Source organism: Ruegeria sp. AD91A, assembly GCF_003443535.1.
Taxonomy (GTDB): domain Bacteria; phylum Pseudomonadota; class Alphaproteobacteria; order Rhodobacterales; family Rhodobacteraceae; genus Ruegeria.
Map to the genome: position 1 here is coordinate 3,501,087 of NZ_CP031946.1, position 22,863 is coordinate 3,523,949.

26 protein-coding genes and 1 tRNA gene are annotated in these 22,863 nt (G+C 57.8%); 19 read left to right on the forward strand and 8 right to left on the reverse strand.

What is annotated here, in order from left to right:
* The first annotated feature begins 28 nt into the window (after positions 1–28).
* On the forward strand, positions 29–355 hold the full coding sequence (locus D1823_RS17625; protein ID WP_117872260.1) for an antibiotic biosynthesis monooxygenase: 327 nt from the start codon (positions 29–31) through the stop codon (positions 353–355).
* 65 nt (positions 356–420) lie between these two features.
* Entirely contained in the window at positions 421–828 is a 408-nt protein-coding gene (locus D1823_RS17630; protein ID WP_117872262.1) for a universal stress protein, read from the forward strand.
* 3 nt (positions 829–831) lie between these two features.
* Here the strand turns inward: D1823_RS17630 and D1823_RS17635 are convergent, their stop codons facing one another.
* The gene (locus D1823_RS17635; RefSeq protein WP_117872264.1) at positions 832–1,314 is read right to left on the reverse strand and encodes a HugZ family protein; all 483 of its coding nucleotides are present in this window, start codon (positions 1,312–1,314) and stop codon (positions 832–834) included.
* Positions 1,315–1,458: 144 nt separating this feature from the next.
* Here D1823_RS17635 and D1823_RS17640 point away from each other — a divergent pair, with 144 nt between their 5' ends.
* Together D1823_RS17640 and D1823_RS17645 are read left to right on the forward strand one after the other, a co-directional pair.
* Complete coding sequence (locus tag D1823_RS17640) at positions 1,459–1,881, forward strand: excalibur calcium-binding domain-containing protein (RefSeq protein ID WP_117872971.1); 423 nt, start codon at positions 1,459–1,461, stop codon at positions 1,879–1,881.
* 158 nt (positions 1,882–2,039) lie between these two features.
* Positions 2,040–2,273 (forward strand): zf-TFIIB domain-containing protein, encoded by a 234-nt coding sequence (locus D1823_RS17645; protein WP_117872972.1) that lies wholly within the window; start codon positions 2,040–2,042, stop codon positions 2,271–2,273.
* 5 nt (positions 2,274–2,278) lie between these two features.
* Here D1823_RS17645 and D1823_RS17650 read toward each other — a convergent pair whose 3' ends face one another.
* Both D1823_RS17650 and D1823_RS17655 read right to left on the reverse strand, forming a co-directional pair.
* Complete coding sequence (locus tag D1823_RS17650) at positions 2,279–2,707, reverse strand: excinuclease ABC subunit B (protein ID WP_162896868.1); 429 nt, start codon at positions 2,705–2,707, stop codon at positions 2,279–2,281.
* Between the two features lie 43 nt (positions 2,708–2,750).
* Entirely contained in the window at positions 2,751–3,458 is a 708-nt protein-coding gene (locus tag D1823_RS17655; RefSeq protein ID WP_117872268.1) for an ORF6N domain-containing protein, read from the reverse strand.
* Between the two features lie 149 nt (positions 3,459–3,607).
* On the opposite strand from D1823_RS17655, the gene D1823_RS17660 reads away from it, so the two are divergent.
* A complete protein-coding gene (locus D1823_RS17660; protein WP_117872270.1) occupies positions 3,608–4,492 on the forward strand; it encodes an HNH endonuclease in 885 nt (294 codons plus the stop codon).
* 3 nt (positions 4,493–4,495) lie between these two features.
* Here D1823_RS17660 and uvrB read toward each other — a convergent pair whose 3' ends face one another.
* On the reverse strand, positions 4,496–6,682 hold the full coding sequence (uvrB, locus tag D1823_RS17665) for an excinuclease ABC subunit UvrB (RefSeq protein ID WP_117872272.1): 2,187 nt from the start codon (positions 6,680–6,682) through the stop codon (positions 4,496–4,498).
* A 14-nt stretch (positions 6,683–6,696) separates the two neighbouring features.
* Entirely contained in the window at positions 6,697–6,954 is a 258-nt protein-coding gene (locus tag D1823_RS17670) for a hypothetical protein (protein ID WP_162896869.1), read from the reverse strand.
* 158 nt (positions 6,955–7,112) lie between these two features.
* Between D1823_RS17670 and D1823_RS17675 the strand changes: the two genes are divergently transcribed.
* The 13 genes from D1823_RS17675 (at position 7,113) to D1823_RS17735 (ending at position 18,964) form a co-directional block, all read left to right on the forward strand.
* Positions 7,113–7,424 carry an ETC complex I subunit gene (locus D1823_RS17675; RefSeq protein WP_117872280.1) on the forward strand — a complete coding sequence of 104 codons (312 nt, stop codon included), beginning with the start codon at positions 7,113–7,115 and terminating at the stop codon, positions 7,422–7,424.
* Entirely contained in the window at positions 7,425–7,901 is a 477-nt protein-coding gene (locus D1823_RS17680; protein WP_117872282.1) for a GNAT family N-acetyltransferase, read from the forward strand.
* 21 nt (positions 7,902–7,922) lie between these two features.
* Positions 7,923–7,999, forward strand: a tRNA-Arg gene (locus D1823_RS17685).
* A 379-nt stretch (positions 8,000–8,378) separates the two neighbouring features.
* On the forward strand, positions 8,379–9,392 hold the full coding sequence (gene iolG / locus D1823_RS17690; RefSeq protein WP_117872284.1) for an inositol 2-dehydrogenase: 1,014 nt from the start codon (positions 8,379–8,381) through the stop codon (positions 9,390–9,392).
* Positions 9,393–9,516: 124 nt separating this feature from the next.
* Positions 9,517–10,437 carry a sugar ABC transporter substrate-binding protein gene (locus D1823_RS17695; protein ID WP_117872286.1) on the forward strand — a complete coding sequence of 307 codons (921 nt, stop codon included), beginning with the start codon at positions 9,517–9,519 and terminating at the stop codon, positions 10,435–10,437.
* 69 nt (positions 10,438–10,506) lie between these two features.
* Positions 10,507–11,613 (forward strand): ABC transporter permease, encoded by a 1,107-nt coding sequence (locus tag D1823_RS17700; RefSeq protein ID WP_117872288.1) that lies wholly within the window; start codon positions 10,507–10,509, stop codon positions 11,611–11,613.
* Position 11,614: 1 nt separating this feature from the next.
* Positions 11,615–12,436 carry an ATP-binding cassette domain-containing protein gene (locus D1823_RS17705; protein WP_117872290.1) on the forward strand — a complete coding sequence of 274 codons (822 nt, stop codon included), beginning with the start codon at positions 11,615–11,617 and terminating at the stop codon, positions 12,434–12,436.
* Between the two features lie 152 nt (positions 12,437–12,588).
* On the forward strand, positions 12,589–14,421 hold the full coding sequence (iolD, locus tag D1823_RS17710; RefSeq protein WP_162896870.1) for a 3D-(3,5/4)-trihydroxycyclohexane-1,2-dione acylhydrolase (decyclizing): 1,833 nt from the start codon (positions 12,589–12,591) through the stop codon (positions 14,419–14,421).
* Positions 14,418–15,317 carry a myo-inosose-2 dehydratase gene (iolE, locus tag D1823_RS17715; protein WP_117872295.1) on the forward strand — a complete coding sequence of 300 codons (900 nt, stop codon included), beginning with the start codon at positions 14,418–14,420 and terminating at the stop codon, positions 15,315–15,317. Before iolD ends, iolE begins: the two co-directional genes overlap by 4 nt.
* 48 nt (positions 15,318–15,365) lie before the next feature.
* Positions 15,366–16,547 (forward strand): phytanoyl-CoA dioxygenase family protein, encoded by a 1,182-nt coding sequence (locus D1823_RS17720; RefSeq protein WP_117872297.1) that lies wholly within the window; start codon positions 15,366–15,368, stop codon positions 16,545–16,547.
* Between the two features lie 48 nt (positions 16,548–16,595).
* Positions 16,596–17,402: a 5-deoxy-glucuronate isomerase gene (iolB, locus tag D1823_RS17725; protein WP_117872299.1), complete on the forward strand. Its 807-nt coding sequence runs from the start codon at positions 16,596–16,598 to the stop codon at positions 17,400–17,402.
* The gene (locus D1823_RS17730) at positions 17,399–18,157 is read left to right on the forward strand and encodes an SDR family NAD(P)-dependent oxidoreductase (protein WP_117872301.1); all 759 of its coding nucleotides are present in this window, start codon (positions 17,399–17,401) and stop codon (positions 18,155–18,157) included. The genes iolB and D1823_RS17730 overlap by 4 nt, the downstream gene beginning before the upstream one ends.
* Before the next feature lie 27 nt (positions 18,158–18,184).
* Positions 18,185–18,964: a TIM barrel protein gene (locus tag D1823_RS17735; RefSeq protein ID WP_117872303.1), complete on the forward strand. Its 780-nt coding sequence runs from the start codon at positions 18,185–18,187 to the stop codon at positions 18,962–18,964.
* A 15-nt stretch (positions 18,965–18,979) separates the two neighbouring features.
* Here D1823_RS17735 and D1823_RS17740 read toward each other — a convergent pair whose 3' ends face one another.
* Genes D1823_RS17740 through iolC form a run of 3 tightly spaced genes read right to left on the reverse strand, consistent with a single transcriptional unit; the run spans position 18,980 to position 21,630 of the window.
* A complete protein-coding gene (locus D1823_RS17740; RefSeq protein WP_117872305.1) occupies positions 18,980–19,819 on the reverse strand; it encodes a class II fructose-bisphosphate aldolase in 840 nt (279 codons plus the stop codon).
* Positions 19,816–20,652 (reverse strand): 5-deoxy-glucuronate isomerase, encoded by an 837-nt coding sequence (locus D1823_RS17745; RefSeq protein ID WP_117872307.1) that lies wholly within the window; start codon positions 20,650–20,652, stop codon positions 19,816–19,818. The genes D1823_RS17740 and D1823_RS17745 overlap by 4 nt, the downstream gene beginning before the upstream one ends.
* A 9-nt stretch (positions 20,653–20,661) precedes the next feature.
* Entirely contained in the window at positions 20,662–21,630 is a 969-nt protein-coding gene (iolC, locus tag D1823_RS17750; protein WP_117872309.1) for a 5-dehydro-2-deoxygluconokinase, read from the reverse strand.
* A gap of 124 nt (positions 21,631–21,754) precedes the next feature.
* Between iolC and D1823_RS17755 the strand changes: the two genes are divergently transcribed.
* Complete coding sequence (locus D1823_RS17755; protein WP_117872311.1) at positions 21,755–22,858, forward strand: Gfo/Idh/MocA family protein; 1,104 nt, start codon at positions 21,755–21,757, stop codon at positions 22,856–22,858.
* Positions 22,859–22,863 lie beyond the last annotated feature (5 nt).

Genomic DNA, 22,863 nt, shown 5'->3' on the forward strand with positions numbered 1-22,863 from the left:
GGCTTGGGCCAGGAAGTGGAGAATCCCGATGCTGAAAATTGCCAAAAACGCGAGTGTTCAAACAGTTATCACGACCTTTGAGATGACACCTGGCACGTGTCAGGACCTTTTGGAGGCCTTGACGGACGCCTATTCCGAGTTCATTTCGAAGCAGCCAGGTTTCGTTTCCGCCGGGCTGCACGTCAATGATGCACAAACCCGGATCGCAAACTACTCGCAATGGGAACGCCGCGAAGATTTCCTTGCTATGCTGCGCACACCTGAAATGCGTGATCGCAACCGCAAGATCAACGAGCTATGCAAGAGCTTTGAGCCGGTCATGTACGATGTCGCTGAAACATTTGGCAGTTCCTGACCTGAATCAAAGCCTGTGCTTCATATCTGTTTCAAAGTGAGCCTGCAAAAATGGAGGCTCACACTATGTATCACAACATTCTGGTCCCCATCTCGTTCGATGCTGAAAGAGATACGTCCGGGCCCTTGAAGCTTGCCCAGATTCTGGCCACGCCAGACGCCAAAGTGACATTGTTGCATGTGGTCGAGCATATTCCCAACTATGCGATCTCTTACATGCCGTCCGAATACCTGACAGAAGCACGGAAAGCGATTCAGGCAGAACTGGATGAACTGGCATCTCAACTGACGAATGCCAAGGGTTTGGTGATTGAAGGACATTCCGGCCGAACCATTCTGGATTGGGCCGAGGCGAACAAACCCGATCTGATCATAATGGCGTCGCACCGGCCGGGGATGCAGGATCTGCTGCTGGGCTCAACCGCATCGCATGTCGTGCGTCATGCGGGTTGTGCCGTGCATGTGGTTCGCTGATGGCTAGAAATCCTGAGCGGTAAGGCGAAAAGCCTTGCCAAATCCGGCGTTCAAAAGGCCGTCCTGAATGGTAAACCGCACCAGTCCGAAATCAGCGAAATCTATGTAGAGTTTCGCCTTGGGTCGCTTGGCCAGATACCGGTCTCGCAAGGCGCTATAGCCTGCCATGCCCCGGTGAACAGGCTGAGCGATCACGTGCAGTGTCAGGCGCGGATGGGTCAGCGGGTCGCCCTTGTCTGCGGGCTCTCCGATCAGAAGGGCGCAATTGGGACAGGCGCTCAACGCACGCGTATGTTCCGCAAGGGTGGAGATCAGCGAGACAGGGCAACCTGCTTCATCCGTGGTCAACGCGATCCGGGAGAGTGACGGCAAGCCCGTGTCAGGGCGCAGAAAGGCTAGCGCGGCAAATGGAGCTTGAAAGAGAAGATCCTGCGCTTGCAAGCGCACCGCTTTGTCGGGCGTCTGATAAGGATTGGATTCAGTCACGATGTCGGTCCGGCAGTACAGAATGAACGGGCAGTTGGCGGTTTTTTTATCTTAGGGGCCTGACCTGAACTGCGCCATTTGTTTCGCCTCGTTCAAATTCAGATTGCCTCGGCTTTGCCACATATCGGCGTTATGGTTCAGGGAATGCTGTTTAAGAAACCCTCGCAGGATATGCCTGATCTGAAGCCACGGTCGTCCAAACGACACCGACGCGCAGAGGCAACGCGCAGGCAGGCGCTGTCTCCGGTTCGCATTCTGGTCATGGTTCTGTTGTTGCCGCTGACCACCGTGGTGATTGCCACCGGTGTTTTTCTGCGCCTGTCCGAATTTGAGCGGGACGAGGCGGTGATCCACCTGATCGCATTGGCGGGTTGTGATGCAACGCAGTCGCTGGGGGTAGGGCCATTTTACGAGGGGCAGGCGGGTTATCACAAGCGCAATGACCCGGATGGCGACGGGGTCGCCTGTGGTTCTGCCAGCGTGCCGCGGGCAAGTGCGCCGCCAGCTCACAACAGTCCTGAACCGCAACAACGGTCTCTTGGAACTGCCAAGTTCGTGCGACCCTGACGGCGGCAATTGCGAAGTTCAGAAGATCTGCTCGGGCCAGGACCAGTTGCCCGTGTCATCCGACTTCGGCCCAGGCGAACGGGCGTCATGTCACAGAGGGATGGCAATGCAGCGGATCAACCCCATCTCATACTGATAGCAAGATGGGAGATCGTATGATGCAATGCCCGATTGACGGCACTCAACTGGTCATTACGGACCGAAACGGGGTCGAAATCGACTATTGCCCGCAGTGCAGAGGCGTTTGGCTGGATCGGGGTGAACTGGACAAGATCATCGAGCGGTCGACAGCGTATTCTCCGCCACAATCCGGCTATGATGACCGGGCGGATCACGGCTATCGCAAGAAAAAGAAACGAGGCGGTTTTCTGGAAGATCTGTTCGATTTCTGACCCGGTCAGGACAGCTGGGCCCCGGCACATTCGCGAAAAATGCGAACCTGGGGCGCCGCACCGTTCAAGGGAAATTCAGTCACCCTGTCCTGCGTGAACGCATAGGCGGTCAGGTTGTATTCCAGCCCGTCCAGCACGTTTCCAAATCCGGTATCAGTGACTGTCAACGATGATGCACCGTCAGAAAGGACATGATGCGGAGTGGCGATTTCGATGGGGTTTGGCCCCTCGAACCGCATCGCGAACCATGGGGTGTTGGTCCAGCCTTCGGTCTTGCGGGTAACGGACAGGGTATAGAGCGGTTGTGCCGGGTCGTAGGTCAGGAGTATCTCTGCCGTGTCCATCACATGTGACAGGGTGCAGATCTGGCCCACCGTTGCTTCCCACGCGGCGGCTGGTGTGCCGAGGATCAGTGATAACAAGACAACGCGCATGGTGCGGATTCTAGTGGCCGAAAGGTCCATGGCAAGGGTTGCCTCAGCCTTTCATTGCATTCAGCAGTTCCAGTAACCCTTTGCGGTCGTCATCATCGGCATAATCGCCCGCGGCCAACCGTTCAGCGATGCGCAGGCGCAGACGCTCGTGCTGGGTGCGCACCTCTTCGCCTGCGGTTTCCGCCAGCGTCTTCATGATCACGGCCACGGCCTGCTGGCGCTTGGTGGTGGGGTTGGCGATATAGTCGACAAGGCTCTGCTGACCGGAATCGAGGATGTTTTCGGCCAGCGCCCGCAACTGATCGCCATTGGGCAGCAGCGGGGCGGAGGTGCCTTCGGGCGGCAGGATCTCGGGCGCGCTGCGCGGGGTCTCAGTCAGGGCGTTGGCGCCGTCGACGAAGGCTTCGGTAATCATTCGGGTGATCTTGATGGCGCGCGGGTCTTTGAACAGGGCCGAGGCGATGGCCACGCCGTAATCCGTATAGACCCACGGATTGACCCGCCGCCCGCCGCGACCTTTCGGTTTTGAAATCACATTCTGTGATTGCAAATCGGCGACCTCGGCATCGGTCAGCTGAAAGCGGTAGCCCTCGAACAGGTCGGTGTTGCGCGAGACGGCCTGATTGAAGGCGCTGACGGATTTTCCGTAGAACTGCGCCAGATCCTCGGCCAGCACGACACGGGTGCCGCGCACCCGGTGAATGGCGCTTTGGACCTCATGCGTGCTGGGCAGGGTGTTCGGGTTCGTCATGGCAACCGTTTGGAATCACAATTTGTGATTTCAAACGTGGAGGAGTGCGCGTTGGGCTGCAAGGGTGGAGTGCAAAGCTTGGAAACTAATCAATGCATACGGATATCACAGCCGCTTGATTGTGTGGCGCTATTTGGTAACTACCCAACATGGTTAAGGCTGTATTCATTGCATCGTCGCATTCTCACTACAAAGACCGACCCGGTGAAGTTTACCATTTTCCGAAACGGCAATACATGTCTCGCGTCGCGCAGACAGTTGGAGACTGGGTAATATTCTACGCAGGGCGCATGGGCGGGAACCGAGGTTATTACGCTGTCCAACGTGTCGAGAAAGTAGTCGACGATCCTGTAGATGCCACGCATGCATACGCCATCCTAGATCGCAGTACTTTATTCGATTTCGAAAACGAAGTGCCGCGCGTCGATCCATTGGGCAATACGTATGAAAGCGGACTTCCACCCTCTGGAGGCGTGAATGCCTCAGCGGTCAGACTGATATCAGACGCGGACTTTTCTCGGATAGTGAATGAAGGAATGAGAGAGGTAAGTGACGCTGAAGCAATTCCTCGTCATGACGGCTTTTCAGATATCCAAACTCCGTTTCATGTTCCAAGTAATTTCTCCGAGGTACGCGAGAGAATTCTAACTTCAAGAGCCTTTCGGGACGCCAGTTTCGCTAGGCAAGTTAAGCGAGCCTATCAAGCTCGTTGCGCAATGTCCGGGTTGGAATTGCGAAACGGAGGTGGCCGCCCGGAAGTCGAGGCCGCACACATTGTTCCCGTGAGTGAAAACGGGCCAGACAGTGTTCAAAATGGTATGGCTCTATCGGGAACAATTCATTGGATGTTTGATCGTGGCTTGGTATCGGTAGATGAAGATCTCTCGATACTAATCGCTAAAGACAGCGTTGCTGCACCAGTGGCCGACAGGTTGTTTACACCTGAACGAAAACTGATCGTTCCAGACACATTTACGCTACGTCCGCACGAGAAGTTTTTGAATTGGCATAGAGCCAATCGTTTCAAGGGCTGAGCGTCACCTCTTCCTTCTCTTCACATTCCCACCCCGTTGCCCCGGCCTGCCAGCCGTTGACCGCCCGCGCGATTTCACCGCGTCTTCTGAGGCTTTCTCGACCGCCCATTGACGCGCCATGGGGTCGTCGGCGACGGCCAGATCGACGGCTTCCAGACGTTTGATCTCATCCCGGATGTTGGCAGCCTCTTCGAACTCCAAATTCTCGGCGGCTTTGCGCATCTTGTCGCGCAGACCATCCAGATGCGCCTCAAGGTTCGCGCCGTGCATCGGTTTGTCGATGGTGGCGGTGACGCGGTTCATGTCGACGTCGCCCTTGTAGAGACCGGCCAGGACATCCTCGACATTCTTTTGTACGGTCGCGGGGGTGATGCCGTGTTCTTCATTATACGCGACCTGCTTGGCGCGGCGGCGGTTGGTTTCGCCCAAAGCACGCTCCATCGAGCCGGTGATCTTGTCGGCATACATGATCACCCGGCCATCAGCGTTCCGCGCGGCGCGGCCGATGGTCTGGATCAGGGATGTTTCCGAGCGCAGGAAACCCTCTTTGTCGGCATCGAGAATGGCGACCAGACCGCATTCAGGAATGTCGAGCCCTTCGCGCAGCAGGTTGATACCGATCAGCACGTCGAAGGCGCCCAGCCGCAGGTCGCGCAGGATTTCGATGCGTTCCAGCGTGTCGATGTCGGAATGCATATAGCGGACCTTGATGCCCTGTTCGTGCAGGTATTCCGTCAGGTCCTCAGCCATGCGTTTGGTCAGCGTGGTGACCAGCGTGCGGTATCCGTCGGCAGCGACCTTGCGCACCTCGTCCAAAAGATCGTCCACCTGCATGGACACAGGGCGGATTTCGACCTCGGGGTCCAAGAGGCCAGTGGGGCGGATCACCTGTTCGGTGAAGACGCCGCCGGTTTGCTCGATCTCCCATTTCGCCGGCGTGGCCGAGACGAAGACGGATTGCGGGCGCATGGCGTCCCATTCCTCGAACTTGAGGGGTCGGTTGTCCATGCAGGACGGCAGGCGGAACCCGTGCTCGGCCAGCGTGAACTTGCGCCGATAGTCGCCGCGATACATGCCACCGATCTGAGGGACACTGACGTGAGATTCGTCGGCGAAGACAATGGCGTTGTCGGGGATAAATTCGAACAGGGTCGGGGGCGGTTCACCCGGTGCGCGGCCTGTCAGATAACGCGAGTAGTTTTCGATGCCGTTGCAGACGCCGGTGGCCTCGAGCATTTCCAGATCGAAATTGGTGCGCTGTTCCAGCCGTTGGGCTTCCAGCAGTTTGCCCTCGCCCACCAGTTGGTCGAGGCGCGTGCGCAGTTCCTTTTTGATGCCGATGATCGCCTGCTGCATCGTGGGTTTCGGCGTCACGTAGTGGGAATTGGCGTAGACGCGCACCTGCTCCATCGTTGCGGCGCGTTCGCCGGTCAGCGGGTCGAACTCGGTGATACTTTCAAGCTCCTCTCCGAAGAACGAGAATTTCCAGGCGCGGTCCTCAAGGTGGGCGGGCCAGATTTCCAGTGAGTCGCCGCGCACCCGGAACGACCCGCGTTGAAACGCCTGATCGTTGCGGCGGTATTGCTGGGCCACCAGATCGGCCATCACCTGCCGCTGGTCGTATTCGTTTCCGACCTTCAGATCCTGCGTCATCGCCCCGTAGGTCTCGATCGAGCCGATACCGTAGATGCACGAGACCGAGGCCACGATGATCACGTCGTCGCGTTCCAGCAGCGCCCGCGTAGCCGAGTGGCGCATCCGGTCGATCTGTTCGTTGATCTGGGATTCTTTCTCGATATACGTATCCGACCGCGCGACATAGGCCTCGGGCTGGTAGTAGTCGTAGTAGGAGACGAAGTATTCGACCGAGTTTTCCGGGAAAAAACTCTTGAACTCACCATAAAGCTGCGCCGCCAGTGTCTTGTTGGGTGCGAGGATGATCGCCGGGCGTTGGGTTTCCTCGATCACCTTGGCCATGGTGAAGGTTTTGCCCGTACCGGTCGCCCCCAACAGAACCTGATCACGCTCCCCATCCAGAATACCGCCTGCGAGCTCCTTGATCGCGGTTGGCTGGTCTCCAGCGGGGGCGAACTCCGTATGCATGACAAACTGTTTGCCGCCTTCCAGTTTCAGGCGGGCCCGAACATCTTCGGTTGTCATTTGGGTCTTGTCGGAATGGGCGTATGGCATGGGCAGGCTCCGGATCAGGCTCCTACATTTGTTCTTATTTTGTCCAACTGCAAGGGTTGATCCGGTACAAATCTCCCAGTTTTGATACTAGGCAGATACGCATCCGGATCGTGATCCGAACCAATCTTACCGGCCAACGCGGCAAGCTCGCCGTCGAGAGCCTTCGTCATCATCGGTTTGACGGCGATCACGGCATGGGCTTCGGTCGAGGGCATCGCCAAGATGTTCCCGGGGTTTGCGTCGACGTCCATAGTGCGTTCGCGATGGATCATCTGTTTTATCCTTCGGCTGATTTTTCGAAGATCATAGTTGGTCCTGATGACAGTTTCTGGCATTGGCGGGCTTCGGTGATCCGCGACAATTGTTGTCTTGTCCCGGGCTGCGCTCTGACGCATAAACAGGTTCAGCCAAGTGAGTACGGAGAGGCGACATGCGCGCACGGATTTACCAGCCTGCAAGAAATGCGATGACCTCGGGGATGGCCAAAACCCGCAAATGGGTTCTGGAATATGCCCCTGCTTCGGCACGTGAGGTTGATCCGCTGATGGGCTGGACGTCATCCAATGACACGCAAACCCAGATACGTCTGAAATTCGACACCAAGAAAGAGGCGATTGATTACGCTCGTGACAATGGTATCGACGCGCAGGTCAGCGAGCCGCACAAGCGCAAAGCCAACCTGCGCGCACGGGGCTACGGGGAAAACTTCGCCACCGACCGGCGTGCGCCCTGGACACACTGAATGATCGACATTCGCGAGGCCGACCCGACTTCGGACGTGTTGCGCCCGGTTGTCGAAGCGCATTTCGCCCACAGCGAATCAGCGGGTCCTGCGGAAAGCAACCACACGATGAGCGCCGAGTCACTGGCCGGACCGGGGATTCGATTCTGTGCGATCTACGACGGCAAGCAGGCTTTGGGCTGCGGCGCTTTGAAAGCGCTGCCCGATGGTACGGCCGAGGTGAAATCGGTGCATATCCTCGCGCAGGCGCGTGGGCGCGGACTGGCGCGCGTCATGATGATCCATCTGGCAGAACTGGCGCGTGCTGAAGGTGTCGAAGCCCTGGTTTTGGAAACCGGGGCAGAGCATCTTCCGGAGTATGATGCCGCTCGTAAACTCTACGAAGCGTTGGGCTATTCCTACTGCGGACCGATCTTTGGGTACAGCGACGATCCGAACAGCGCATTCATGCGCTTGGCTCTTGAACCCCACGCGTAAAAACCGCAAGAAGGGTGCAGCGGTCCCTTAGCTCAACTGGATAGAGCAGCTGACTTCTAATCAGCAGGTTGAGGGTTCGAGTCCTTCAGGGATCGCCATTCTCGAACGCCAATTTCAATGAAAGCACCGGGCCGTTGGGGCCGCCGCTTTCTTGTGGCTGCTGGGTGGGGGGGGAAGGGCTGGACGAGGGGGTCATGCCAGCCCTTCTTAGGGGTCACAGAGTGGTAGTGTGTTCCTTAACTAAACATTAACCTGATTCACCGTGTTCCGAAATTGGGGGATTCCCGTAGGGCGGCCAATGCGCGGATTTCAGCGTGTGGAGTGTTCTGAAGGTTCGGGATCTGGGATCATGTCGCTGCTTTTTCGAGGGGATTTGGGGCTTTGGGAGCAAAAGCTCTGAGGTAGTCAAAAAAAATATTGCAACCGGTTGCAAAGAGAATCATTGTTGCGCGCAATAACAAGATTCGGGAGAGTTGCATGTTGAAGGTCGGATTGTTGGGCGCCGGGCGCATCGGGCGTGTTCATGCAGAGGCGATTGTATCTCATCCGGGCAGCACGCTCAGTGCCGTTTCCGACGCCTTGCCCGAAGCTGCGGCGAGCCTGGCCAACGATCATGGGGTCGATGCGCGCCGCTCTGAAGAGATCCTTGCGGATCCGGAGATTGGCGCGGTTCTGATCGCAACTCCAACCAACACGCATTCTGATCTGATCGAAGCTGCGACCGGCGCAGGCAAGGCTGTTCTGTGCGAAAAGCCTGTTGATCTGAACCTTCAGCGTGCCACGGATTGCCTGAACACTGTCTCGGGACGAGGCAAGCCGGTAATGATTGGATTTAATCGGCGATTCGATCCCAATTTCGCGTCCTTGAAGGCGGGGTTGGACGCGGGTGAAATTGGTAAGGCGGAATTGCTTTCAATCAACTCGTTTGACCCAGCACCACCGCCGGTAAGCTACGTAAAAGTTTCTGGTGGGTTGTTTCGAGACATGATGATTCATGATTTTGATATGGCAAACTACCTGATGGGGGAGGTTCCCGATACCATCTCGGCGGTTGGATCTTCGCTTGTGGACGCCGAGATTGGGGCTGCAGGAGATGTGGACACAGCCGTAGTTACAATGTCCTACGCGGATGGCAGGATTGCAGTCATCAAGAATTCACGGCGCGCAGCCTATGGCTATGACCAGCGGGTCGAGTTGTTGGGTTCTGAGGGGTTGCTGCAGGCTCGGAATGTACTGGAAAACACAGTCGTAAAATCAACGGCAGACGGTGTTGTGGGCGCCAAACCAACCTATTTCTTCCTGGAGCGCTACATGCCTGCGTACCGCGTGGAATGGGCCGCATTTGTCGAAGCTGTTGAAGGCGGATCCGACGTTCCGGTGACATTGAAAGATGGTGTTGCGGCACTGGCGATGGCCGAGGCTGCAACCGTGTCAGCGCAGACAGGAAAACCGGTTCGAATGGAAGAAATTTTGAAACCGGTTGCAAAATGATCGAAATTCTTCAAACTTACGCCAGCTCGGCCCAGCGTCGCAGCCACGGAGATTCGGCACAGCCGGATGATTGGGGCCGGTACCCCAACAGAAGATCAGACTGAACCAATGGGAGGAAACTGAAATGAAGAAATTCGTTAAAGGCGCGCTTGCTGCGGGGGCATTGGCCTTGGCCACGCCCGCGTTTGCACAGGAAATCGTGGTCGTGTCGCATGGCCAGGCAAACGACGCATTCTGGAACGTCGTGAAAAACGGTGTCGAGCAGGCCGGTAAAGATGTCGGTGTGAACGTGGAATATCGTGCGCCTGAAACCTTTGACATGGTGGCCATGTCGCAGCTGATCGACGCCGCCGTGAACCAGGAGCCCGACGGGCTGATCGTTTCGATCCCGGATGCGGACGCGCTTGGCCCCTCGATCGAACGCGCGGTTGCCGCCGGTATCCCGGTGATCTCGATCAACTCGGGCGCAGAAGTGGCCAAGGAACTGGGTGCTCTGCTGCACGTAGGTCAGGACGAATACGATGCAGGGAAAGCAGCTGGTGAAGAACTGGCGTCGATGGGTGGCTCCAATGCGATCTGTGTCAACCACGAGGTTGGCAACGTGTCACTTGACCTGCGCTGCGAAGGTTTCACCGAAGGGTTTGGCGGTAAGGTAACCGTTCTGCCGACCTCGAACGATCCGTCCGAGATCGAGTCCAAGGTTTCTGCCGCGCTGGCTTCTGACGAAAGCGTCGATACCGTTATGGCTTTGGGCGCAAGCTCGGCCGGCGAGCCATCTGTCGCTGCTGCCAAAGCGTCGGGGCGGGATGTGAATGTTGCCTCGTTCGACCTGTCGGCCAACTTCTTGCAGTCAATCGTTGATGGCGATGCGGCCTTTGCCATCGACCAGCAGCAGTACCTTCAGGGTTATCTGTCCGTGAACTTCATGGGTCTGCACGCCAAGTACGGCCTGATGCCGGGCGGCGACGTGCCGTCGGGTCCGAACCTGATCACTCAGGACAAGGCCGCTCAGGTCATCGAACTGTCCGCACAGGGCATCCGCTGACTTCGGCGCGATCCGGCAATCAACAGGATCGGCGCCAACGCGCCGGTCTCACCGAATTGGGAGGAAACCATGAGTGAATCAGCGCCCGTCCTGTCGGACGAAAGGGTCAAGAAAGAACCATTCCTAGCCAAACTAATGAAACGGCCCGAGTTGGGTGCCATTGCCGGTGCTGTTCTGGTTTTCCTATTCTTTGCGATCACCGCAGATGAATCGATGTTCACCCTTGCTGGTGTTATGAACTTCATGACCCCTGCGGCGCAGTTGGGCATCCTGGCTATCGGCGCCGCACTACTGATGATTGGCGGAGAGTTCGACTTGTCAATCGGATCGATGGTTGCGTTCTCGGGGCTGTTTTTCGGCGTCTGTGTCGTGACCTGGCAATTGCCACTGATCTTCGCCATCCCAATGACATTCGTATTCGCGGCCTGTGTTGGTGCGATCAACGGCAATATCGTGATCCGTTCGGGCCTGCCATCGTTCATTGTAACGCTGGCGTTTTTGTTCATCCTTCGTGGCCTGTCACTGGTCGGCCTGAAAATGGCAACAGGCGGTTCGACCCAGTTGCGCGGTGTACGCGATGCGGTCGAAAACGACTGGCTGGCTCCTTTCTTTTCGGGCGAAGCATTCGGCAGCCTGTTCGCATGGCTGGCCGCCAACGGCATGATAGATACATTCAAAAGCGGCGCGCCCAAGGTCCCGGGAATTCCCGTCGAAATCCTGTGGTTCATTTTCATTACACTGGCGGCAACCTACGTTCTGTTGCGCACCCCGGTCGGGAACTGGATTTTCGCCTCGGGTGGTGACAGCACAGCTGCATCCAACTCAGGTGTTCCGGTGAGCCGCGTCAAGGTTTCACTGTTCATGCTGACGGCCTGCTGTGCCGCTCTGGTGGCCATCATAACCGTCATGGACGCAGGCTCGACCGATGCGCGGCGGGGGTTTCAGAAAGAATTTGAGGCGATTATCGCCGCGGTGATCGGCGGCTGCCTGCTGACTGGCGGATATGGCTCGGCCATCGGTGCCTTCTTCGGCTCGATCATCTTTGGCATGGTCGTCATCGGCCTGACCTATACCGACTTTGATCAGGATTGGTTCCAGGTTTTCCTGGGCGCCATGCTGTTGATTGCCGTTCTGTTCAACAACGCGATCCGTAAGCGCGTAACCGGGGAGCGCTGATATGACCGAAGACACCAAGTTCCACCATGGCGATGCCGTCGGCGATCAGGCGCCCATCGTACAGATGAAAGACATAGAAAAACACTTTGGCAATATCATCGCGCTCGCTGGTGTCAGCTTTGACGTCAAACCCGGGGAATGCCATTGCCTGCTGGGCGATAACGGTGCGGGAAAGTCCACCTTCATCAAGACCATGTCCGGGGTACACAAGCCCACCAAGGGCGAGATCATGTTCGAAGGCAAGCCGCTTCACTTCGACACGCCGCGCGATGCCATGGAAGCGGGCATTGCAACCGTGTTCCAGGATCTTGCGATGATCCCGCTGATGAGCGTGACGCGCAATTTCTTCATGGGGCGTGAACCTACCAAGGGTAAAGGGCTGCTCAAGCGGTTCGATGTGGATCATGCAAACGACGTCTGCATGGAAGAGATGCGCAAGATGGGCATCAATCTGCGCGGACCGGATCAGGCTGTCGGTACATTGTCAGGTGGTGAACGTCAGACTGTCGCCATCGCGCGGGCGGTGTATTTCGGCGCCAAGATCCTGATCCTGGACGAACCGACCTCGGCGCTTGGTGTGCGTCAGACGTCGAATGTTCTTGCCACAATCGACCGGGTGCGCAGCCAGGGTGTCGGCGTGGTTTTCATCAGCCACAACGTGCGCCATGCGCTGGCGGTGGGCGATCGTTTTACCGTGCTGAACCGTGGCAAAACACTGGGTACGGCCACGCGCGGCGAAATCACACCGGAACAGCTGCAGGATCTGATGGCCGGCGGTCAGGAAATGGCCGAGCTTGAGGGATCGCTGGGCGGTACTGTTTAAAACAAAATATCCGGATGTCCCCACGGGGGCATCCATCGGGCGGTGGCACCTGACGTCACTCTGTTTTCAGGCTCTGGTAAAAGGCCTGACACCTTCGCAAATGAGACAACCCGCGGACCGCCAACAGCGGCTCCGAGTTGAAAGGGATCATGATGAGCAAAACAGTCCGATTGACCGCGGCGCAGGCTCTGGTGCGCTATCTCGGGGCGCAGATGAACGAGGCCGGAGAGCCTTTTATCGCAGGTGTGTGGGCGATTTTTGGCCATGGCAACGTGGCTGGTTTGGGTGAGGCACTGCATGGCGTGAGAGACAGTCTTCCGACCTATCGCGGTCACAACGAACAGACCATGGCACATAGCGCGATTGCTTATGCCAAGCAGCTGGGTCGGCGCCGCGCGATGGCGGTCACGTCGTCAATCGGACCAGGGGCCACCAACATGGTCACTGCGGCTGCTCTGGCCCATGTAAACCGCCTGCCTGTTTTATTGCTGCCTGGCGATGTGTTTGCGACGCGTGGCCCCGATCCGGTTTTGCAGCAGCCCGAAGTGTTCTCGGATGGAACCATCAGTGCGAATGACTGTTTCAGACCGGTCAGCCGGTATTTCGACCGCATCACCCGCCCGGAACATCTGCTGACGGCTCTGCCACGCGCCTTCCGCACGATGACGGACCCGGCGGATTGCGGCCCGGCGACGCTGGCCTTTTGTCAGGATGTGCAGGCCGAAGCTTATGACTATCCCGAAAGCTTCTTTGAGCCACGCGTCTGGTATCAGCGCCGCATTCGCCCGGATGAGGGTGAACTGGCCCGTGCCGTTGCCGCGATCAAGGCCGCCAAGCGTCCCGTTATCGTTGCAGGCGGAGGTGTGCATTATTCGGACGCAACCGCCGCGTTGCAGCGCTTTGCCGAAGCACACAATGTCCCGGTGGCCGAGACACAGGCCGGCAAGTCCGCATTGGCCTGGGATCATCCGCTCAACCTTGGGCCTGTTGGTGTAACCGGGGGCGAACCCGCCAATGACATCTGTGCAAAGGCGGATCTTGTGCTGGGCGTCGGCACCCGGTTTCAGGATTTCACCACCGGGTCATGGGGTTTGTTCGCGAACCCCCAGCGTGAGTTGATCAGCCTGAACACCGCCGCCTATGACGCCGAAAAGCACGGAGCGATGCCGTTGCAGGCCGACGCTCGGGTTGGTCTGGGTGAACTCAGCGAAGCGTTGGCAGACCATCGCGCGCCGGATCTGCCCGCGATATTGAAATCTGATTGGTTCGGTAAAGTTGATGCGCTGACGGATGCCCCCACCGACAGCAATGCACTGCCCACGGATATGCAGGTGATCGGCGCAGTGCAGCGGGCTGCCAATGAAAACACTGTTGCGATGTGTGCCGCCGGCACGATGCCGGGTGAGTTGCACAAGCTGTGGAAAGCGCCGCGCCCCGGTGCCTATCACATGGAATATGGTTTCAGCTGTATGGGGTATGAGATCGCCGGTGCCATGGGCATTAAGATGGCCCAGCCGGACCGCGACGTGATCTGCTTTACCGGTGACGGTACTTATATGATGGCCAACTCGGAAATGGCGACGGCGGCGATGATGGGGATCTCGTTCACCGTTGTCGTCACGGACAACCGGGGGTTTGGTTGCATCAACCGTCTGCAAATGGGGACAGGCGGGGCCGAGTTTAACAACCTTCTCGACCACACCGTACACGAAACAGCATCGGCCATTGATTTTGCCGCCCATGCGGCAGCGATGGGGGCTACCTCGGTCAAGGTCCGTTCAATTGCCGAGCTTGAAGACGCGCTGGCCAAACGCGGTGAGGTCAAAGGCCCCTATGTCGTGGTGATCGACACCGATCCCTACCCATCGACCGAATATGGCGGAACGTGGTGGGAAGTGGCGGTGCCCGAGGTCAGCGTCCGCCCTGAAGTGAATGAAAAACGTGCGGCCTATGAAACCGCCATCAAGGAAAGAAACACGAAATGAGCGTGAAGATCGGTATCTCTCCGATTGCCTGGCAGAATGACGACCTGCCGGACCTGACCGCAGCCTACACGATGGAGCAGGCGCTGAAAGAAGCGCGCGAGATCGGTTTCACAGGTGTCGAACGCGGCCAGAGGATGCCCGCCGACACCGAAGGGCTGCGCGCGTATCTGGATGCCAACAACATAGCGTTGTGTGGTGGTTGGTGCTCGGGCAGCACTCTGGTCAATGACCTTGACGCCGAGATCGGCGTCGTGCGCGAACAGGTCGAACAATTCGTCGCGCTGAACAGCCCATGTATCGTTTACGCCGAGTGTTCCAATACCGTTCAGGGGCAGATCGGAACGCCTGTCAATGATCGCCCCAAACTGTCGCAGGATGAGGTACTGGCCTATGCGGGCAAGCTGACCGAACTTGCCAAGTGGATGGCAGATCAGGGCATGCCGATGGCCTATCACCATCATATGGGCACGGTCATCGAAAGCGAAGATGAAGTGAACTGGCTGATGGAGGGTTCCGGCCCCGAATTGAAGCTGTGCTTCGATACGGGCCATCTGCTGTTTGGCGGCGGCGATGTGATGGCCACACTGAACCGTTGGGGCGACCGGGTTCATCACGTACATTTCAAGGATATCCGACCCGAAATCGTACAGGACACACGCGAGAACAATCGAAGTTTCCTGGATGCGGTGATCGCAGGTGCGTTTACAGTGCCGGGTGATGGTTGCATCGACTTTCAGGCCGTGGCCAATGCATTGAAAGCAATGGATTACAACGGCTGGATTGTGGTCGAGGCAGAGCAGGACCCCGCCAAGGCGCCGCCATGTGAGTACTCCAAAATGGGCTTTGACCACATTGTCAAGGTTTGTGGCAACGCAGGGTTGGAAATCACCGCTTAAATCACCGCCTTACGGGGCAACACCGAAGCCATGAGAGAGGAGCACGTCATGGTACATCAGGACCTTGGATATGTCGGCTATTTTGACCGGGAATCCTGTGATCTGGACGAATTCAAGGTGTTGACCTCTCAGAGCCTTTCGACCGAGACGGTACCTTTTGCCGTCTCCGTCGAAAAGAACTTGCCCGTCTATGATATGCAGGCACTGCGTTCCGGTTTGGAACAGCCTGATACGCGTAGGGCCTTGCTGGCGGAATGGGGCCGGGTGCTGGGCAAATCCGCCGGTGTGATCGCCCTGAAAGGGGCGTATCCGGACACGTCGATCATTGATCGGGCGACGGAAGTATTTCGTGAAATTATCGAAGAAGAACGGCAGGGTAGCGCGGGTGAGGGCGATCACTTTGCCGCCTCGGGCGCGAATGACCGGGTGTGGAACGCGCTGCAAAAGCAATGCCTGCGCGACCCCGAGGGCTTTGCGCTCTATTTCGGGAACACGGCGATTGCTGCGGCATGTGAAGCATGGCTTGGGCCGAACTATCAGGTGACCGCTCAGATCAATCAGGTGCGCCCCGGTGGCAAGGCGCAACAGGCGCATCGGGACTACCACCTTGGGTTCCAAAGCGCCGAAAGCGCGGCCCGGTATCCGGCCCATGCACATCTGGTGACGGCCTCGCTGACCTTGCAAGGGGCGGTTGCGCATTGTGACATGCCGGTGAAAAGCGGCCCGACCAAGTTGTTGCCGTTCTCGCAGCTCTACCCATCGGGCTATCTGGCGTTCCACGATGAAGCGCACCGTGCGTATTTCGAAGACAGCTGTATCCAGTTGCCTCTGGAAAAGGGTGACGCGGTGTTCTTTAATCCGGCCCTGTTCCATGCAGCGGGCGAGAACAGCAGCACCGACATCAATCGCATGGCAAACCTGCTGCAAATCTCATCCCCCTTCGGTCGTGCGATGGAGATGGTCGATCGGCATTCCATGTCGCAGGCTGTGTTCCCGTCGCTTGTCGCCCTGAAACACCGTGGGGCTTTGACTTCGGGGGACCTTGATGCAGCGATTGCTGCTACCGCTGAAGGTTATCCGTTCCCGACCAATCTGGATACTGATCCACCGATTGGAGGCAACGCGCCCGACAGCCAGGCTGACATCCTTAGACGGGCCGTTTTCGAAGGATGGAAGAAGGAACAGCTATCCGTGGCTCTTTCTGCCCTGCGGGCAAGGCAAGCTGCTTGAATACAATTCAGGCGGACCCTGTGGGCCCGCCCAATAAGGAGAACAAGAATGGCAGACCTGCTGAAGAAACCGTTTGGAACCCGTGGCAAGGTACATGACATCACTCCGGCCAGCGCGGGATGGCGATATGTGGGCTTTGGCCTTTATCATCTAAAAGCAGGCGACAGGGCGGCCGAGGCAACCGGGGGTCGTGAGGTCATTCTGGTGATGGTCGAAGGCAAGGCAAAGATCACCGGGGCAGGCCAGGACTGGGGCATTTTGGGCGACCGGATGAACGTGTTCGAAAAGACGCCGCCGCATTGCCTGTATCTGCCCAACGGAACCGAGTGGGAGGCCATGGCGGAAACCGACTGCGTTGTGGCCATCTGTTCGGCGCCGGGTAAGGGCGGTCATACGGCGCGTCGGATTGGACCTGATGGCATAACCCTGACCGAACGCGGCAAAGGGGTAAATACGCGATACATCAACAATATCGCCATGGAGAATGAGGACTACGCAGACAGCCTGCTGGTGACCGAGGTGTTCACTCCAAATGGCCATTGGTCGTCCTATCCCAGTCACCGTCACGACGAGGATGATTATCCTCGCATCACATATCTGGAGGAGACCTACTACCACCGGCTCAACCCTTCCAATGGGTTCGGAATTCAGCGGGTCTATACAGATGATGGTCACCTGGATGAGACAATGGCCCTTTCCGATGGCGATGTTGTTACTGTTCCGCGCGGCCATCACCCTTGTGGCGCGCCCTATGGATTTGAGATGTACTATCTTAACGTCATGGCCGGGCCGCTGCGAAAATGGCGGTTTAAACCAGCCCCAGAGGTTGAATGGATCATGGAGCGTGACGGATGAACAGAGATTTTGCCAATTACCCAAGCCTTGCGGGAAAAACGGTTATTGTCACGGGCGGGGCTGGAGGAATTGGCGCTGAAACCGTTCGAGCCTTTGCCGACCAAGGGGCAAAGGTCGGCATTCTGGATCTGGATGCCGACTCCGGACTCGCGCTGCTGTCTGGCCTGGACGGTGAACACACTTTTGTGCAGTGCGACTTGCGCGATATCGAAGCTATGCAAGAGGCGTTGGGGCAACTGGTCGAGGAGCTGGGCGCCGCGGACGTGCTGGTCAACAACGCCGCCCAGGATGATCGTCATGACTGGCGCGAAGTGACGCCGGACTACTGGGATGAGCGCATGGCGACCAATATCCGTCACATGTTCTTTGCCATTCAGGCAGTGGCGCCCGGCATGATAGCCAGGGGTGCGGGTTCGATCGTCAATATCGGCTCGAATTCGTGGTGGGAGGCAGGTGCGGGTTTTCCGGCCTATGCCACCGCCAAATCCGCAGTCCATGGATTGACCCGCACCATGGCGCGTGAACTGGGCGATCATCGTATTCGCGTGAACACGGTGGTGCCGGGCTGGATCATGACCGACCGCCAGAAAGACCTGTGGGTCACGCCCGAGGCGCTGGCCAAGCAGGTGGATCGTCAATGTCTGCCGGACCCGATTGAGCCGGTCTATGTGGCGCGCATGGTCCTGTTTCTGGCCTCGGATGACGCGGCCATGTGCAGTGCGGGGAATTTCATGGTCGAAGGTGGCTCGATCTGAACCAATCTGGACAATTGGAGAGCTGACATGCCTCAACCTTTTCAACTTGCGGCATGTGCTGAAATGCTGTGGCTCGACAAACCCATGGAGTGGCGTGCCGCGCGGCTGACCGAGATGGGGTTTGGTGTTGGCCTATGGAACTGGCCGGCCTGGGATACGGTGAAACTTGAACGCGTTGGCGCGAACTATACGATCATGAATGGTTATCTTCAGGGCCGTCTTGCGGATGATTTAGGGGCTGACATGCTCCTGACATCCGCGCGTGAGACGGTACAGATTGGCAAGCGTCTTGGTGTGGATCGTCTGAACCTGCACGGCACCGGTTTGGGCGATGGTGGAATACCGCTCTGGCAGCACGATGTTGTGACCGGCGATATGTGGCTGAAAGTGCGGGACACGTTGCGCCGCATTTGTGATCTGGCGGAAGAACAGGATGTCGTTTTCACGCTGGAGAACCTGAATCTGCTGGATCATCCCGGTTGTCCTTTTGGTTCGACCAAGGATGTTCTGGCGTTGGTTTCGTCTGTGAACCACCAGAGCCTGCGCATAAATCTGGACCTCTATCACACGCAGATCGGGGAAGGCGATCTGATCCGTTGGTGCGAGAATTGCCTGCCTTGGATCGGAGAGATACAAGTGGCCGACAATCCCGGGCGGTGCCAGCCGGGAACCGGTGAGATCAACTATGCCGCCGTGGCGCGGGCGCTCAATGACAGGGGGTACCGTGGACCTGTCAGCCTCGAGGCATTTGCTGCGGGCGACCCAGAAACGGCGCTTGAGGCGTTCCGGGCAGCCTTTACGATTTAAGAAAGATTGGGCATCTTACCTTTGCGGCGGGGCGCCAAAGGCACGGATCACGGTGCGGGCAGCGGCCTCAACCGGGTCGTGCGTTTCCTTCAGGATCGTGACGCGGTCAAAACGTTCAGGATCACGATTGACGGCTTCACGCATGGCATTTCCGAATGCCATACGCAGCTCGGTTCCTATGTTGAACTTGCAGATCGAGGTCTCGCGCGCCAGCTTCATTCGCTGCTCTACCGGCACACCGGACCCGCCATGAATGACCAAAGGCACTTTGGCCACGGCATCGATTTCGGCGACACGCGCCTCATCCAGGCCACCTTCTTTGTTTTGCTGCAAGTGAACATTGCCAACCGAAATCGCCATCGCGTCGACACCGCTTTCGCGTGCAAACTTCGCGGCTTCTTCGGGGTCGGTGCCGTTTGATCCTTCACCACCGGAATACCCCACAAAGCCGATCTCTCCCTCGCATGAAATCCCGGCTGAGTGGGCCATCTCAGCGATCGCGGCGGTTTCATCGATGTTCTGCTGCAAGGGCTTGCGTGATCCGTCAAACATCAGCGACGTAAAACCACTGTCGAGGGCGACCTTGCAGTCCTCGAAAGTGTAGCCGTGATCCAGATGGGCAACGACCGGAACCGAGGCGTTTTCGGCGAGATACCGGAACATCTTGCCCAGAACGGGCAGCGGTGTGTGCTCACGACAGCTGGGACCGGCTTGCAAAATAACCGGTGCATTTTCCGCCTCGGCCGCGGCCACATAGGCGCGCATGTCTTCCCAGCCCAGCGTCACGAGCCCGCCCACGGCATAGCCTTGTTCATAAGCGGGTTGCAGGACGTCTTTCAGTGTGACGAGGGTCATTTGAACTTCGCGATCATGTCTTTGATGCCCGGAATGGTCTCGATCTGATAGGCATGGGTGGGTTGGAAATACTGCACCAGCGACCGCTGGGTCAGCCCGCCGAGGATGGTGAAGTAATACATCTCGTATCCCGGCAGCACGCAGCAGGGGTGATAGCCCTTGTCGATGCAGATCGTGGAGCCGTCGACGATATGGTAGGCATCGCCCGGTTCGTTGTCCTCGCGCTGCAACATCTGCAGGCCCGAGCCCCAGTTGGGCTTGAAACGGAAATTGTAGGTTTCGTCATGCCGGGTCTCGTCCGGCAGGCGGTTGGTGTCATGCTTGTGACTGGGAAAGCCCGACCAGCCGCCCTGACCCACGGTAAACAGCTCGCTGACCAGCAGGCAGCCGACCTTGTCATGCTGTTTCTGGCCGAGGATGTGCTTGATCTTGCGATGCGTCTTGGTGTCATCGCTGCCATATTGCACCAGGTCGTGTTCGCGCACATCGAACGGGTCCAGCACCTTGTCGTATTTGGAGCCGGCCACGAACACCTCGGCCGTCTCCGAGACGCAGACCATCAGCGCCCTGGCCCCCGACGGCACATAGGCGCCTTCGGGCTCGCCATCCCATACGTCCTCGCCCCGGTTGCCCAGAAGGGCAAAGCGCACGCCCTCGACATCCACGTCGACGCTGCCGGTGGCAGGCACGATGCAGGTCTCATAGCCCGGGACCTTGTATTCGAAGGCCTCGCCCTTTTTCAGTTTTACGATGTTGAAATAGTTCAGTGGGACAGTTGGATCATCTGCGTCGACGATCGGTTTGTTCTGGTTATCGTAGGGCGCGATATGCATGGAGTTCTCCTATGTGGCCGGGCCGGGATGAGAAGCGAGGAACGCGTCCAGTTCCGGGGTCGTCGGCATGGCGGGCGCGCAACCGGGATGCGACACCACGATCGACGCGCAGGCCGAACCGCGCATGACGGCGTCTTTCAGATCGTGCCCTGCGGCGATCGAAGCCAACAGACCCGCCATGAAACTGTCGCCAGCCCCGTTGGGTTTGACAGCAGTGACCGGGTAAATACCGGTTCGAAGTTCTTGCCCGTCCACCAAGGTGACAGCGCCTTTTTCACCCATCTTGTAGATGATGATCCGACCGGGTTTTTCAGCAAGTTCCCGGGCCTTGGCAAAACCCTTTTCGATGCCGCCGGCCATGAACCCGAACTCTTCGTCGTTGCCGACGATCAGGTCGCTGGCGTCACCAGCCCGCGACAGAACTTCGGCAGCCACCACGGGTGAGGGCCAGCTGTAGGGGCGGTAATCGATATCGAAGATGATCGGCAGGCCTGCGTTCCGGGCGTTCTCAAAGGCCCGGAATGTAGCGCTGCGCGACGGTTCGGACGCAAAGACCGTCCCAGCCGAGATGATCGCCGAGAATGATGAATAATCGACCCTGTCCATATCCTCTTCGGTGACTTGGAAATCAACGGCCCCATTACGATAGATCACATTCTGAAAGTTCTCGATCCGGCTTTCGTACACGGCCAGAGACATGCGGTATTCGCCGCCCAGAACGCGGATATAGGATGTGTCCACACCGTAATGCCGCAACCGGTTCAGACAGAACCGTCCGATCGCATCATCCGAGACGGACGTGATCAGCGACGCCTCACTGCCCAACTTGACCAACCCGGCACAAATATTCGCGGAAGACCCCCCAAGGTCGGCATGAAACGTGTCGGCATCCTCGCTTCTGACGCCGATCGGGTCGGCGTACAGGTCCATACCTGCGCGACCCAGAACGGCGAAGCGGTTTCCTTTGATACCATCCATCAAAGCGCTCAAGTTTTGTCCTCCGGCAGAGTGGGGTCGGCAAAGTTTGGACCTTGCGTTGAATCGATTCACACGATACTGATTTTGCAACCGGTTGCAAATGATATGTTCGGAGCCGTTGCAGATGCCTGAAATCGGAATTGGAATCGTCGGCGGCGGCTATATGGGCAAGGCCCATTCCGTAGCCATGTCTGCGGTCGGTGCAGTGTTCAACACGGCATTGAGACCCCGACTGGAGGTCATTTGTTCGTCCAGCCCCGATAGCGCTGAACGATACAGGACAGCCTACGGGTACAAACGCGCGACTCACGATTGGCGTGTATTGGTTGAGGACCCACAGGTCGAGGCAATCGTCATCGCCTCGCCTCAATCCACGCATCGTCAGATTGCCGAAGCGGCTTTTGCACTGGGCAAACCGGTTCTGTGTGAAAAGCCATTGGGCGCGTCGCTTGCGGACAGTCAGGCTATGGCTGCTGCTGCCGAGGCTTCGGGTGCGGTCAACATGGTGGGGTTCAACTATATTCGCACGCCCGCGAGCCAATTCGCCCGCCAGCTGATCGCCGACGGAGAGATTGGGGATGTCACTTGGTTCCGGGGGGAGCACACCGAAGATTTCTATGCCGACCCGCGAGCTCCGGCGACCTGGCGCACGACGGGCATGGCCAATGGCACAATCGGAGATCTGGCACCGCACATGGTCAACGGTGCGTTGGCACTTGTTGGACCCATCGCACAGGTGATGGCAGATGTTGAAACGGTTCACAAAACCCGACCTGGTGGTGAGGTGACAAACGACGACCACGCCCAGATGATGTGCCGGTTCGAAAACGGGGTTATGGGCAACCTGTATTTCAGCCGCGTCGCGACGGGGCGGAAAATGGGCTATGCTTATGAAATATCTGGAACAAAGGGCGCTATCCGGTTCGATCAGGAAGACCAGAACGCGCTGTGGCTGTATAAGCGGGAAGGGCCCGAAGCCACGCGCGGGTTTGCCAAGATCCTGACTGGCCCGGCGCATCCGGATTACGAGCCTTTCTGCCAGGGTCCGGGCCACGGAACAGGTTATCAGGACCAGATCATTATCGAGGCCAAAGATTTTCTGCAGGCCATCCATACCGGAAAAGCCACTTGGCCCTCTTTTCGCGACGGGCATGAGGTCAACCGTGTGCTTGCTGCCGCGTTGGCGTCGTCAGATCAGCGGCAGTGGAAAGACATCTGCGATTTCTGATCGCT

What these genes read in the sequence shown, in the direction of transcription:
- D1823_RS17625 (WP_117872260.1), top strand. Translation starts at nt 29, where the DNA reads ATGCTGAAAATTGCCAAAAACGCGAGTGTTCAAACAGTTATCACGACC.
- D1823_RS17630 (WP_117872262.1), top strand. Translation starts at nt 421, where the DNA reads ATGTATCACAACATTCTGGTCCCCATCTCGTTCGATGCTGAAAGAGAT.
- D1823_RS17640 (WP_117872971.1), top strand. Translation starts at nt 1,459, where the DNA reads ATGCTGTTTAAGAAACCCTCGCAGGATATGCCTGATCTGAAGCCACGG.
- D1823_RS17645 (WP_117872972.1), top strand. Translation starts at nt 2,040, where the DNA reads ATGCAATGCCCGATTGACGGCACTCAACTGGTCATTACGGACCGAAAC.
- D1823_RS17650 (WP_162896868.1), bottom strand. Translation starts at nt 2,707, where the DNA reads ATGCGCGTTGTCTTGTTATCACTGATCCTCGGCACACCAGCCGCCGCG.
- D1823_RS17655 (WP_117872268.1), bottom strand. Translation starts at nt 3,458, where the DNA reads ATGACGAACCCGAACACCCTGCCCAGCACGCATGAGGTCCAAAGCGCC.
- D1823_RS17660 (WP_117872270.1), top strand. Translation starts at nt 3,608, where the DNA reads ATGGTTAAGGCTGTATTCATTGCATCGTCGCATTCTCACTACAAAGAC.
- uvrB (WP_117872272.1), bottom strand. Translation starts at nt 6,682, where the DNA reads ATGCCATACGCCCATTCCGACAAGACCCAAATGACAACCGAAGATGTT.
- D1823_RS17670 (WP_162896869.1), bottom strand. Translation starts at nt 6,954, where the DNA reads ATGATCCATCGCGAACGCACTATGGACGTCGACGCAAACCCCGGGAAC.
- D1823_RS17675 (WP_117872280.1), top strand. Translation starts at nt 7,113, where the DNA reads ATGCGCGCACGGATTTACCAGCCTGCAAGAAATGCGATGACCTCGGGG.
- D1823_RS17680 (WP_117872282.1), top strand. Translation starts at nt 7,425, where the DNA reads ATGATCGACATTCGCGAGGCCGACCCGACTTCGGACGTGTTGCGCCCG.
- iolG (WP_117872284.1), top strand. Translation starts at nt 8,379, where the DNA reads ATGTTGAAGGTCGGATTGTTGGGCGCCGGGCGCATCGGGCGTGTTCAT.
- D1823_RS17695 (WP_117872286.1), top strand. Translation starts at nt 9,517, where the DNA reads ATGAAGAAATTCGTTAAAGGCGCGCTTGCTGCGGGGGCATTGGCCTTG.
- D1823_RS17700 (WP_117872288.1), top strand. Translation starts at nt 10,507, where the DNA reads ATGAGTGAATCAGCGCCCGTCCTGTCGGACGAAAGGGTCAAGAAAGAA.
- D1823_RS17705 (WP_117872290.1), top strand. Translation starts at nt 11,615, where the DNA reads ATGACCGAAGACACCAAGTTCCACCATGGCGATGCCGTCGGCGATCAG.
- iolD (WP_162896870.1), top strand. Translation starts at nt 12,589, where the DNA reads ATGAGCAAAACAGTCCGATTGACCGCGGCGCAGGCTCTGGTGCGCTAT.
- iolE (WP_117872295.1), top strand. Translation starts at nt 14,418, where the DNA reads ATGAGCGTGAAGATCGGTATCTCTCCGATTGCCTGGCAGAATGACGAC.
- D1823_RS17720 (WP_117872297.1), top strand. Translation starts at nt 15,366, where the DNA reads ATGGTACATCAGGACCTTGGATATGTCGGCTATTTTGACCGGGAATCC.
- iolB (WP_117872299.1), top strand. Translation starts at nt 16,596, where the DNA reads ATGGCAGACCTGCTGAAGAAACCGTTTGGAACCCGTGGCAAGGTACAT.
- D1823_RS17730 (WP_117872301.1), top strand. Translation starts at nt 17,399, where the DNA reads ATGAACAGAGATTTTGCCAATTACCCAAGCCTTGCGGGAAAAACGGTT.
- D1823_RS17735 (WP_117872303.1), top strand. Translation starts at nt 18,185, where the DNA reads ATGCCTCAACCTTTTCAACTTGCGGCATGTGCTGAAATGCTGTGGCTC.
- D1823_RS17740 (WP_117872305.1), bottom strand. Translation starts at nt 19,819, where the DNA reads ATGACCCTCGTCACACTGAAAGACGTCCTGCAACCCGCTTATGAACAA.
- D1823_RS17745 (WP_117872307.1), bottom strand. Translation starts at nt 20,652, where the DNA reads ATGCATATCGCGCCCTACGATAACCAGAACAAACCGATCGTCGACGCA.
- iolC (WP_117872309.1), bottom strand. Translation starts at nt 21,630, where the DNA reads ATGGATGGTATCAAAGGAAACCGCTTCGCCGTTCTGGGTCGCGCAGGT.
- D1823_RS17755 (WP_117872311.1), top strand. Translation starts at nt 21,755, where the DNA reads ATGCCTGAAATCGGAATTGGAATCGTCGGCGGCGGCTATATGGGCAAG.